12 protein-coding genes are annotated in these 12,918 nt (G+C 31.6%); 5 read left to right on the top strand and 7 right to left on the bottom strand.

Going from position 1 to position 12,918, the window contains the following annotated elements; genetic code table 11:
* Positions 1-141 precede the first annotated feature (141 nt).
* The 3 genes from ACKI44_RS09560 to ACKI44_RS09550 all read left to right on the top strand — a co-directional run bounded on the left by ACKI44_RS09560 (position 142) and on the right by ACKI44_RS09550 (position 2,900).
* A complete protein-coding gene (locus tag ACKI44_RS09560) occupies positions 142-1,365 on the top strand; it encodes a TIGR02710 family CRISPR-associated CARF protein (protein WP_407423809.1) in 1,224 nt (407 codons plus the stop codon).
* A gap of 859 nt (positions 1,366-2,224) precedes the next feature.
* Positions 2,225-2,530: a nucleotidyltransferase domain-containing protein gene (locus ACKI44_RS09555; RefSeq protein ID WP_149732498.1), complete on the top strand. Its 306-nt coding sequence runs from the start codon at positions 2,225-2,227 to the stop codon at positions 2,528-2,530.
* Complete coding sequence (locus ACKI44_RS09550; protein WP_188118149.1) at positions 2,523-2,900, top strand: HEPN domain-containing protein; 378 nt, start codon at positions 2,523-2,525, stop codon at positions 2,898-2,900. The genes ACKI44_RS09555 and ACKI44_RS09550 overlap by 8 nt, the downstream gene beginning before the upstream one ends.
* A 33-nt stretch (positions 2,901-2,933) precedes the next feature.
* On the opposite strand, the gene ACKI44_RS09545 is transcribed toward ACKI44_RS09550, so the two are convergent.
* Positions 2,934-3,320, bottom strand: coding sequence for a helix-turn-helix domain-containing protein (locus tag ACKI44_RS09545; protein ID WP_149732496.1), 387 nt, complete (start codon positions 3,318-3,320; stop codon positions 2,934-2,936).
* Between the two features lie 80 nt (positions 3,321-3,400).
* Between ACKI44_RS09545 and ACKI44_RS09540 the strand changes: the two genes are divergently transcribed.
* Positions 3,401-4,246 carry a methanogenesis marker 8 protein gene (locus ACKI44_RS09540; RefSeq protein WP_407423807.1) on the top strand — a complete coding sequence of 282 codons (846 nt, stop codon included), beginning with the start codon at positions 3,401-3,403 and terminating at the stop codon, positions 4,244-4,246.
* Between the two features lie 422 nt (positions 4,247-4,668).
* Here ACKI44_RS09540 and ACKI44_RS09535 read toward each other — a convergent pair whose 3' ends face one another.
* From ACKI44_RS09535 to ACKI44_RS09510, 6 genes are all read right to left on the bottom strand, one after another.
* Positions 4,669-5,958, bottom strand: a complete 1,290-nt coding sequence (locus ACKI44_RS09535; RefSeq protein ID WP_407423805.1) for an ATP-binding protein — start codon at positions 5,956-5,958, stop codon at positions 4,669-4,671.
* A 37-nt stretch (positions 5,959-5,995) separates the two neighbouring features.
* The gene (locus tag ACKI44_RS09530; RefSeq protein WP_407423859.1) at positions 5,996-6,121 is read right to left on the bottom strand and encodes a hypothetical protein; all 126 of its coding nucleotides are present in this window, start codon (positions 6,119-6,121) and stop codon (positions 5,996-5,998) included.
* Positions 6,115-6,345 carry a hypothetical protein gene (locus ACKI44_RS09525; protein WP_407423803.1) on the bottom strand — a complete coding sequence of 77 codons (231 nt, stop codon included), beginning with the start codon at positions 6,343-6,345 and terminating at the stop codon, positions 6,115-6,117. The genes ACKI44_RS09530 and ACKI44_RS09525 overlap by 7 nt, the downstream gene beginning before the upstream one ends.
* A gap of 573 nt (positions 6,346-6,918) precedes the next feature.
* Positions 6,919-9,237, bottom strand: coding sequence for a C69 family dipeptidase (locus tag ACKI44_RS09520; protein ID WP_407423801.1), 2,319 nt, complete (start codon positions 9,235-9,237; stop codon positions 6,919-6,921).
* Between the two features lie 492 nt (positions 9,238-9,729).
* Entirely contained in the window at positions 9,730-11,067 is a 1,338-nt protein-coding gene (locus ACKI44_RS09515; protein WP_407423799.1) for an NCS2 family permease, read from the bottom strand.
* Positions 11,068-11,351: 284 nt separating this feature from the next.
* Complete coding sequence (locus ACKI44_RS09510) at positions 11,352-12,086, bottom strand: hypothetical protein (protein WP_407423797.1); 735 nt, start codon at positions 12,084-12,086, stop codon at positions 11,352-11,354.
* 633 nt (positions 12,087-12,719) lie between these two features.
* On the opposite strand from ACKI44_RS09510, the gene ACKI44_RS09505 reads away from it, so the two are divergent.
* A partial coding sequence (locus ACKI44_RS09505; protein WP_407423795.1) for a hypothetical protein occupies positions 12,720-12,918 on the top strand: 199 nt, incomplete at its 3' end.

The raw sequence follows: 12,918 nt of genomic DNA, 5'->3' as shown, positions 1-12,918 counted from the left end.
GCTCCTCAACTAATTTTAGTTGAGGCATTCATTTTTTCATGTTGAATGATAATCTTAAATTAATGAATCTTACAGTTGATGGCTAAAGAGGAGATATTGTTAATTTAACAAGATTAATTATTAATTAAAGCAGGTGTAAAAATGTCAAGGAAAGATACTGCACTTTTAGTGACTGTTGAAGAAGGTATGGGGCAATCAGAAACAGAGGATTTGGCGCATGGAATTTTATTTTCCATTGACACGACCAATCCGGATAAGGTAATATTTTTCGGCCCTGAAGAATCCAAAAAAACTGTAGAGTCTGTTGAAAAGCAGTATTTGGATGAATTTGGAGAGGAATTCGATTACTATGAATTTGTTTATTTAGAAGATGTTGATGACTTTAAAGTTTATTTTGAAGCATTTAATGAAAAAATTATTGAATTGTCTGATTATAAGGTTGTTATCGATTATACGTTAGGTACAAAAACAATGGCAATGGCGGCTGCATTCAATTCCATGTTTCTTCAAAAGAAAATATATCTTGTAGGTACAGAACGTCAAGACGGTGCTGTAATAAGGGGTACTGAAAAAATCATTACACAAAATCTATACCCTATATATGATGGCATAATGATAAGACTTCTTAAAGGATTATTTAACACTAATCAATTTAATGCCGGAAAAGCATTTATTGGCAGTGTAACTAAAGCAAATAAGGATGCCTATCTTAAATTATTCACTGCATATTATTATTTTGATAATGTGGATTATAAAAATGCCAACGAGTATTTTGATAAAAAGGCATTTGTAAAGGAATGGCCTGAGGTAAAAAAACAGTTAGGCTTTAATGCAAAGGCACTTCATTTTCTATGTGAGGGGGAAGAGGATATAAGGCCGTATTATGTTTTAGCTAGTTTGATAAGTAATGCAAAAAGAAGGGCTGAAGAAACAAAATATGATGATGCCATTGCAAGACTTTACAGATCTTTAGAGTTAATTGCTCAAATAAGACTTAAAAATGAGTATGGAATCAATACATCTGATGTGGATTTGACAATATTGGAACAGCACGGCATAAACCGTAACTTTGAAGCCGATTTTAAAGGCGTTGTCAGGATCAGTTTAATTCAGGGCTATGAATTGCTCAATGACTTTGAAGATGAAATAGGAAAATTATACATAGAAAATAAGCATTCATTTTTAGCCAATATATTTACAAGAAACAATTCAATTCTTGCCCATGGTTTAAATTCGCAATCTGAAAAGGAATATAATAACATCAGGGATTTGGTATTGAAATTTTCAAAGGTTTTAAATCCTAATATTAATAGGGTTATTAGAGAGACGGAGTTTCCTGAGTTTGAGATTATTATGGATTTTTAAAAAAAGGCGTAATTACTCCCATGGCCTTAAATAATTTTTGAACATATTAATCATTTAAATTTCTATTGGATAAAATGATTAAATTAGTTTATTTTAATGAGGATAATTTGGATTTAAAAAAAACTTACTGGTTACTTGCTGAAAATCGCAGAAAAAAGATAGATTATTATATATTTGAAAAGGATAAGAAACGGAGTGCCGGAGCAGATCTAATTTTAAAAAACTGCTTGATGAGGAAAATATAACAAAATCCCATATCTAAAACTGAAAAATATGGTAATGCATACCCATCCAATCATGAAAATATCTATTTTAATTTGAGCCGTTCGGGTAAAATTGTTTTGTGCGCAATATCTGATAAGTAAGTGGGAGTTCATGTTAATATATCGACCATGAAATTGATTTGGATATAGCTAAACATTACCTCTACAACAGTGAATATGAAAACATAATGAAATCGGATAATCCCTCAGATGAATTTTTCAAATATTGGGAATAAATTGATTATTAATATGTTAAATTCGTAAGTAAATATATTTTTTGTTGAAATGAAAGAATTTTTATGAATTTAAAGCAATTTTGAAGTACTATAATTATATTCCGGGATGAATATTCTAAAGTTAGTTTTGAATAGTTGGTGCAAATGTTAATGTTCAGTTTAATACAATTTCACAATATTTTATCATTATTTATTGCTTTTTTTAATAAGTGGTACAACTATTACGTGAGGCATATTGATACACAAACTAGATTATTTTAATATTAATTAATCAAGTTTTTCATAAAGTCGCAGTTAGTAAATATTTATTATTGATAAAATTTAAATTAATTATTATCTAATAATCTATGGTGGTTATTAATGTATAATAGAGTTGAGATTGCTCGTGAGTTTGCAAATGCAATTAACAGTGATAAAATTATTAAAATCATATTATTTGGTTCTGTTGCTCGTGGTGATGATCATGAGGAATCAGACATTGATATTCTAATAATTTCCAATCATCGTGAAGATATAGATGATATTATTTCAGAGGAAATTGCATGGATTATGTATGATAAACAAGAACTTATTTCAGCTCATGTAATTAATGAAGACTTATTCAATAAAACTAAAAATTTCTCATTTTTAACTAATGTTTTAAAGGATGGTGTACCAATTGGATAATGAAGAGGTACTTGCTTTTATTGTTAAGGCTGAAACAAAATTAAAACATAGTAAAGCTTTATTTGAAATTGAAGGTTATGCAGATTCAGTTAGTTTATCTTATTATTCAATGTTTTTATGTGCTAAAGCGTTATTGATTAAGAAGGAATGCAATGTCCCTAAAACTCATCAAGGTTTGATTCAGTTGTTCAGTTTAAAATATGTTCATGAAGATGAATTCAGATATAATGTGTATAAATATTTGACTAATGCTCAATCAGACAGGGAAGATGCGGATTATTCTGCAATAGACTCTATTGGGGAAGATTTAGCTAAAAAAAGAATTAATCAGGCAGAAGAATTTTTAAAAGAAACTAAAAAATTTTTATAATTTTCTAATATGTTATGAGAATAGTCGTTAAAATTAATCATTGATTTTAAAAAGGACTTCATACTCATTTAATAATTCTTCTTTTTGTTTTTCAGATAGATTTCCGCTGTTTACTTCATTGAGGCCGTATTCCAGCATATTATAGAGAATTTTGTTTAGATTGAATCCTTTTTGCGTTAGTGAATATTCAGTTTTGATGTCATTTTCAAAAACTTGTTTTGTAATTAAATCATTGTCTTCCATGAATTTGAGTGTGTCTGTCAGTACTCTGTTGCTTAGTGTTTTTTCTTCTAGAAATTCGCTGAATTGCTTTTTTCCTAAGAATATGTCTCTGATGATAAATATCACCCATTTTTTGGATATCAATTTCAATGTATCGTCTATGGGGCAATTGTCATCGTAATCTTTAATTTTTTTCATCTTTTTGACCTATTGTGAGTTTTTCCTTACAAAATCTATTTAAAAAGCATTGTATATAACATTTGTTATCTGGTGATTGTATGAATGACAGACATGTAATTGAAGCATTAGGAAAAGCTGAAGTAGTAATAGAAAACGGGAAAATAACCTACATTGGAGAACCGGTAGTAGATTACTGTTCCATATTTGACAATGGTCAGCATAATGGTAATTTGACAAAAGAATTCATCAAATCCAACATTAACAAAAGAATAGATGAATTCGGAATGTGCACTCCACAAAGATCAATTGATGTTGAAGACACAATGAGCTTTGGAACCAGCGAAACATTAAAAACCAACATGATCAATGGCAATGTTGATTGTGTGGTTGGAGCATGTGAGGGAGTAGGGACATTGCTGATTGATGACGCTGAGCTTGTTCAGGGAGTTGGAGGAAGAGTTTCCGCATTGATAAGCACCACTCCAATTGATGAGGTAATGGATAAAGTTGGAAGAGAAAATGTTTTAAATCCTGAAACTGCAGAGTTGAATCCATTAAAAGGTCTTGAAATGGCAATTGAAAGAGGATATAAAAACATTGCAATAACAATTATTCCAACAGAAATGGTTAAGGATTTAAGGCAACATCCAAAACCTGAAGATGTCAACATATATATTTTCGTAGCACATACAACCAACGTTTCCAAAAAAGAGGCGGAGATGTTATTTGATTATGCTGATGTGATTTCAGGATGCTCTTCCATAAACATACGGGAAACTGCTGAAGAAAGAAAACCATATTATGCTGGAAAAAAAGTTCCATTGTATGCAGTAACCGAAAATGGAAAAAGATTGCTCAATGAAAGATTGGAATATATTGGATATGAGTTATGTGAAAAAAAGTATCCTCAGGATTTCACTCAAAGTCCTAAGCCATTAATCTAATTTCATTTATCAATTTGAAGTACTTCATTTAGATGTAGTTAATACTGTTACTTCAAATAAATGAAGTATTATTTAAAAATGAAGGATAAACTTTAACTTCAAATGAAATGATAAATTTGCTTGTCAATTGATGGAACCGGGTTGATTCTTTACTTATGAAACAAAATCCATTAAAAAAGTAGTAGATAATTCACATACTTTTCAAGCATTATTCGTTCGTAATGAATGAAATAAAAATCAAAAAAGTAGTAGATAATTTCTATACTGTTATGCCAACAGTAACATCAGGTTAGTCAAAAAGAATCAAAAGTTGCATAATCCTGATTCTCCATTACTGATTGGTGAGGTTAAAGATGGTGATGTTGTAAAGGAAGTTAAAGAGCCTAGCTATATCGATAAACAATCTAAATTAATATAATAGTTTAGTGTAGACAGCCGATTGGCAATATTTTAACTCCATCATCTCTTGTATGTGCATATTTTCCTCCGGTTATTACAGCTAAAAATTTCGGCTCTTTTAAATATAAATCAGTTTCTGAAATTGTCTTTTTAATGAGTTTATCCAGTTTTAATAAGTTTTTCGCTCCTTTTTCTATTTTTTTACTTCCTAATTTGAATTCTATTAATGCATAATCTTCATTTTTTAAAGTTAATACGCAATCAGATTCCAAGCCGTAACGGTCTCTATAGTAAGATACTTGTCCTCCCATTGATGAAGTGTATGCCGATAAATCTCTCATACATAAGTTTTCAAATATATGTCCAAAAGTATCTAAGTCAAATAATAATCCTTCAGGGTCTAAATTTAATAATGTTGTTGCTATTGAGGGGTCGATAAATTCTCGTTTATCTGATGATTTTATTGCGGTTTTTGACCTGATATTAGGATTCCATGCAGGAATATTGACTGTGACAAATAATTTGGAAAGTGCTTTTAGATAATCATCCAATGTAGAATAAGCCATGTCTGGATAATTTCCCCTAACATCTTTTAAAATTGTTTGTTTTGTTGCTTCTGTAGAATTATTTCGTGCATATGATTTTAATATTTTTTTAGCTCGGTTTGGATCTCTTTTAACTCCATCCACTGTAGATATGTCTGATTTACAAATATTGTCTACATAGTTTTCTGCAACAAATAATTGTGCTTCTTTATCCGTTTGTATGACACTTTCTGGCCATCCTCCTCTACAAGTTGCAAATGCTAAATTTTCCATTGTTAAATCTGATTCTATTCCATCTATATGCATATCTGGATTTTTAAACAAATCTAAAATGGATATTTTGCCGTTTGATTCTTTGCTTTCGTATAAACTCATAGGTAGCATCGTTATTCTGTTTACTCGTCCAGTTCCAGTATGCATAATTTTATCATTGTCTACAGTTGTTGAGCCTGTAAGGATAAATTGTCCGTATCCGGGGGTATTGTCAATTTTTGTTCTTACAGCATCCCATAATACTGGTGCAACTTGCCATTCGTCAATTAATCTCGGGTTTTCACCTTCTAATAATTTTGATGGCATTATTTCAGCTAATTCTAAATAGTTCTGTCTATTGTCCGGATCTTGTAGTTGTAAAATACTTTTGGCATGCTGTTTTGCTGTTGTTGTTTTTCCACACCATTTTGGACCTTCAATAACTATTGCACCTATCATTTTGAGTCTTTTTTCAATTGTTTCATCCAATATTCTTTTAAAATAAATTTCAGACATATTAATCCCCATAATTATAATATGCTTTTGTGGTTTTTTACACTATATTTTTGTGGTTTTTTATTATATACTTTTTGATATTTTCATTGGAGACTTTTGCAAATATGATTTTCAGTAGTTCTTTATCGATGACAAATCCTTTCACCATATATTCCTTTAAAATTTTATTAGCCCAGCGACGGAACTGTGTTGCTTCTTTGCTGTTATTCTATATCCTATTGATATGATTGCATCAAGATTATACCATTTTTGGGGACTACCTCTATTATTTGATTTTTTTAAGGATTTCTTAATAAAATCAGAATCGTCTTTAAAAAGGTCTTTGGAAGATATACTCACTTCTTTTTCATCTAACTCGCATTCTTCAATTATATTTGAGAAATGCATTGAAATATTGGCTGAAGTTGTTCCAAAAATTTCTGCTACGACTTTTTGACTTGCCCATAAAGTTTCGTTTCCTATTATAAATTCAGCTTCTATGTCATTTTTTCACTTTTGTATAATAACTTTTCAATAAGTTTAAATTCTGGCATATAATCTTCTCCAAGGCTAAATTTAAAAGTATATACTTACTTTTGTATATGTTATATTTAGTATATTCAATTTTGGTAAGAGTATTTGAACACTATTATTTGTTTTATAGTTTACGAACAAATATTACAATAAGTATTGGATAATTTCGATATTACTACGCAAACAGCAACATCAGGTTAGTCAAAAAGAATCAGAAGTTGCATAATCCTGATTCACCATTATTGGTCGGGGATGTTAATGATGGTGATGTGGTGAAGGAAATTTCTGAGCCTAGCTATATTGACACACAAACAAGATTATTTTAATTTTCATTAACGTGAAATATTCGGTAATGGTGATGGTAATGAAAATAACTTAACTGAATAACTTAGTTAAATCGGCATAAATGCTGCATTATAAACTAATACATCAATATTTGCATTTAAATCAATCCTTTGCCATTACAGTTATTATGTTTGAAACTCTAGCGGTTTCATATTCTGAAGTAATGATGTACTCCCCAGGCATCAAATTAATGTTCAAACGGGCAACTCCCGATGCATCTGTAGTTCTGTTATAGAATACTCCATTGATGTTGAATATTACACTTACATTATCCTTTGGGTTGCCCTGACCATCAACCACTTTTGCTTTAAACTGGCTTCCATCTAAATAGGTCATTTTCATATCATTTCCCGTTAAAATAGGCAATACTGTAATAATATATGACATCATTAATCCTGTATTCGGATCGGTTGCAGTCAGTATATATGTGCCAGGATTTAATCTGATATTCAGTTTAGCTATACCGCCCTGATTAGTTGTACGGTCATAAAATACTCCGTTGATGTTCATGCTAATAGCTTTACCTGCAACGGGATTTTCCTGTCCGTCAACCAATTTGATAAAGAACTGGGAGTCATTCATATAATATTTTACCAGGTTTCCGGCTATCAATGTAGGCAATATATCAATTGCATTTATAGCACTTGCTCCACCATAATAAGTCCATATATTATAATTACGTGGATTAAGGTTAATATTCATTTTAACCAAACCGTTTTCACCGACTACACGATTATACATTACACCATTAACACTGAAAGTAACTACAGCCCCTCTAGGCACATATTTCCCTTCACCGTCCATGATAGTTGCATAGAATTGTGTTCCGTTTCTATACACTTTAACGATATCTGTTGTCTTAATTATAATTTCGGTAGAGTGGTCTCCAGGTACAGCAGGAACAGCACTGAATTTTGATGCATCAATATTCAAATCCCTTGGAGGCACTCCATTTTGAATAATTTGGCGTATTTCTTTTCCTGTTTCAAATGCTTTATTCATCATATCATTACAGTATGAAGTGATATAATTTGCCCTGCTATTCTTATCGGTCATTTTTGCTGCTGCTGCGAGTACTCTGCTCATTGAAATGAACATATTGCTTTCGGCTTTATACCAGAAATCCTTGACAGGCTCGCCATAAGTTTTGTAGTTGCTTGGTCCTAAACAGCGAGAGCAGATATCCTTAAAGAGATAATATGGATAATTTATATCAAAGACATTTTTTTGACTTGCAGGTTGATTAGCTCCATAAGCCCCACCAACATATATACAATCATTGGATACCGGTACAAAGACTCCATAGACCTGCGGACCGCTGCTGACCCAGTTGACACATGACATTTCTGCAGGAAGATTTGAAAACACCTGTATAATATGGGCGCTTAGTGCAGTATCAGTTCCAATCACTCTAATATCAGTATTACCTGTCTCATCAGGAGAATATTTTGTTCCTTCAAATCTATTGCGCATAAGCTGAGAGACGTCCTGCAGTGAAACCTTCTTATCTGGTGTGAAACATAGAGGATACATAGTATTATGATTATATTCGGCACTGAATTTTGAAGGAGCTAAAATGTGGTGTCCAATCCAGGTTCTCCTATGGGAATAATCTGTAGTCATCTGATTTCCGGAATATGTATGAAAGAGATTAATTTCATTATTCTTACCATGTACAGCAAAACCCCTTTGTTCTGCAAGACTAAATAATCCTTTAGATATAATATGGTCTTCATAGTCGGATAAGTACTCTAAAGAAAATTCATTACCGAAAACTGCCACTTTGTCCCTTGGCAATTTCACCGCAGCATACTGATGTCCGGTATACATCTCTATATACCATGCTTCATTCTGGTCGACAATAAAAGCAATATTAGTTTCACTGCTTCCATACCTGTCAATGATTCCACAAAGAACATTAACACCTTCCCTCGCAGTTCCACTCTGACAAATCACAAGGTCTACTGCAGCATCTTCACAAATTCCAGCAGATACTAAAGGATCTGCCCTCAAAGCGGCACTGTTTGCATATGCTGTAACAGACATGGTCATGGCTACTCCTTTTTCATTAGTAGCAGAAGCCGCATCATGAGAATAACCCGTAGCCGCTACCGTACTATCCATATATGGTGTTGAAGTGTATTTGTAAGTATTTGCCGGAATTTCCGTTTTTACCGTTCCATACTCAGTTACAGGCATGACTCGACCCGGCTGATTTTCTACAGCAGGAGTTACCTCAATATGATTTGCCCAAACGGCAGGATAATCATTTGATCTTGCAACAATTACTGAACCGTCATCACTAGCATCCGAACCTACATATACGGCCGTACATGCTGCACAGGCCTGCATACTGCACAATATCACCAGACATAAAATTAAAATTATCGATTTTTTAGAAAAATATTTAAATTTTATCATAAAAATTCCCCCCAAAATCAAGTAAATGATTATTTCTTTGGTAATATGTATATTTTTATAAAATATTTGTTTAATGAACTTGATTGGATTTTTAAAAGATTTATTTATATTAAATACTCTATTTAACATTTTATAAAAAAGTTTTCATGGGACTGTCCACTATGAAACAAATTTCTCCTAAAAAATAGCGGATAATTTCATTACTTTTAAGGCATTTTTTGTTGTAATCTATGAAATAATATTTCGATTTTTAGTAGATAATTTCTATACTGCTATGCCAACAGTAACATCAAGCTAGTCAAAAAGAATCAAAAGTTGCATAATCCTGATTCTCCATTACTGATTGGTGATGTTAATGGAATTGTAAAGGAAATTTCTGAACCTAACTATATTGACACTCAACAACGATTATTTTAAATTGCTAACATATACTTTGATAATTTTAAAAAAATAATAAAGTGTTTGGAGAAGTTAAATTTTTCCCCTAACAAATTAAAGTCCTAAAAATAGTGATACTGCGAATACAATAATCAACAGCCAGGTAATCGGTTTGAATTCTTTTGTTTTACCGGTAGCAATAGATGCAACCGCATAAGTGATGAATCCCCATGATATACCTATTGTGATTGAGTATGTTAAAATCATCATTATGGTAGTTATGAATACGGAAGATGCCATGGCCATATTGTTCCAGTCTACCTCTTTCAATTGTGCGGCCATCAGTATACCTACAATCACTAATGCCGCTGCTGTCACTGAAGAGGTGAATAATGATAAAACTGTAGGGGCAAAGACAAGTGAAAGTAGGAAGAAAATACCTATAAATATTGCTGTTAATCCGGTTCTGCCTCCAAGTCCAATACCTGTTGCACTTTCTACATATGCATTTAATGTTGATGTACCTAAAACGGCACCGATGAGTCCACTAATTGCATCTGCGAGGAAAGCTCGGTCAATACCATCTGCATTACCCTCTTCATCAATGAAACCACACTGATTTGCTAAAGGAATTAATGTTCCTGTAGTATCAAAGAAAGTCACAAACAATAATGAGAACAGGATTGTGAGTAAGTTAGGGATGTTGGAAAATAATTGGCCGAATCCTTTTGTAAATGCACCGACTAGGGACACATCAAAGTTAAATGAAATAAAGTGTGTCGGAATAGATGGCATTAAAACATTTCCAGTACCAAATCCAAATAATGTGAAAATTACTCCTAAAATTGATGTTATTACTAAACCAAGAAATACTGCTGCTGGCACTTTTTTAAGGTATAACACTAAAGTAAGCATGATGCCGATAACTGCTAAAAGTGCAGGGGCAGATGAGATATCACCCATTCCCACTAAAGTAGAAGAGTTACCTATAATAATTCCAGCACCTTTTAAACCGACAAATGCTAGGAAAAAACCAATACCTGCACCAATTGCAAATTTCAGGTCAAGAGGGATGGCATTAAGAATGGCTTCCCTTAAACCTGATATGGTAATCAATATAAAGAGTATGCTTGAAACAAATACTGCCGCAAGCGCAGTTTCCCACGTGTTGCCCATACTTATAATGATTGTATATGTAAACACAGGGATTATTCCCATGCCTGGTGCAAGGCCAACAGGGTATTTTGAAATAAGCCCCATAATAATACAAGAAATTCCTGAAGCAAGAGCAGTTGCAAAGAATACTCCTGTTGCAGGCATTCCTCCTTCAGATAGCAATGCAGGGTTCACACCTAAAATATAAGCCATAGCTAAAAATGTTGTTAAACCTGCCAGAAACTCAGTTCTTAAATTTGTATTATTTTCGTCCAATTTGAAAAATTTGGTTAACATGAAAACACCAGATATTTAGATTTATTTAGAAAAAAATATTATCACTTGTATATTTTTGAGTAATATATAATAATTTTTTCTAATCATTCAGAGGGACTGTCAATTTGTTAGGACTTTTTTTCGGTTTTCAATCCATCCATTTTTTCTCGCCATAATATAATCAAATATTCCTTCAGGAGTTCTATAAATTCTTTTAGTATGTTTATCTAGCGTATTTCCGAAATAATTTTCTATTTTATTATTTGTACTTTCTAATTTTCATATGAATGCTTTTTCTAGGAATATCAGGTATTTTCTGTAGACTGGGAAGAAATTTTTATTAAGTACTCTTGCATCATCTTTGGAAAATTGGTTAATTCGTATTTTAGGAGTTCTATGTAGCTTTTTGCTTTATCAAATGATTGTTGGTGGAATAATTCATATAATAGTTCTATGTAGATTTTTATTTCGTCTGTTATTTCTTCTTTTTTCTCTTTTCGTGCTTTTTTGATTTTGCTTTTTGAGGCTTTTGGATTGTTTTCTTGGAATTCTGTTTCGTATTTGTCTAGTTCTTCAGTTATTTTTGGTTTTAAGTTGGTTGTTATGTTTTTTATTAGGTGGAATGTGCAGTGTTGGTGTGCGAAGCCTAATTTTCTCATTACTTGTTCGTAATCTTCTTTTAAGTCTGTTATTATTGCTTTGCGGTGTTTTGGTGGGATTGATATGTCGATGAAATCTTCAATTATTTTTGGTGTTTCTTTTTCTGATATTAAGGATGCTACTGGCATATTATTTATTATATCGAATAGTTCTAGTCTGTATATCCATTTACCTTCGTTTCTAATCCATTGGGCATCGAAACCATAATATCCGGAGAGTTCTATTTCTTCATTTAGCCAGTACAATCCACCTTCATTTTTTAAAGCTTTTCTAACAGATTCGTGAGATATATCAAAGTCTAATAATGCTTTAAAATCATTTCCAATATTTCTTAATGATTTCCATCCATGGTGCAATAATATTTTTGCTTTATTTTTCATTTTATTGGAATAATTACAGAATTTTCCCCAGTATTCTGTGAACTCAACTTGGAACTTTTTTTCACATTTTTTACATTCATATCTTTTAACTTTAACAATTTAACGAAAAATATAGTATTAAAAAATTAAAAGAAGACTGGAAAAGGAATTTGAAAAAATAACCACTAAATATTAACAAAAGTCCTAACAAATTGACAGTCCCGGGTTATGTTGACATCATTTTGAAATTTTGATGCATTGGACTATGTTGTACACTAGTGTTTTGAGTATTGTTTCTTTGTTTCTTAGTCTTATGCTTTTGCTTTTTGATTTAGTGAATTTTCTTTTTATCATAATTTAGCGAGAATACCTCGACTTCTTAAGTCGAGGATGAATCGCAATGTTGGGGGTACTTTTATTTTTAATAATTTTCCATACTTATTTTTCTAAAATAGCTATTTTTTCATGGTATTTGTATTGGATTTTTTGTTCAGTATACTATTTTTTTGATTTTTTTTATAATTTTATGAGTGTGTGAATAGTCGTCAATTGCTCTCTCGGTATTTCTTTATATATGTATATGGTTTATATTATTAATTGTAGTTAATACATATTTTATTTGGGTTTTTTATTAATAATGGTGGTTATAATTAAATGAAAGTTGTTAATAAGAATATTAAAGTTAGGATTTATCCGTCAAAAGCGGATAAGAATGATAAAGGAGAAAAGATTGTTAGTATTAACAAAATTGAGTCCAATATAGGTATTTACAGATTTATTTATAATCATGAATTGGCTTTCATTAATGATTTTAAATCGTTATTGGTGCAATATGGTTATGGGGATAAGGTTA

It is taken from the genome of Methanobrevibacter sp., assembly GCF_045646205.1.
Classification (GTDB): Archaea; Methanobacteriota; Methanobacteria; order Methanobacteriales; family Methanobacteriaceae; genus Methanocatella.
The sequence above is the reverse complement of the archived record's forward strand: the minus strand, read 5'-3'. Positions and strand labels throughout refer to the sequence as shown.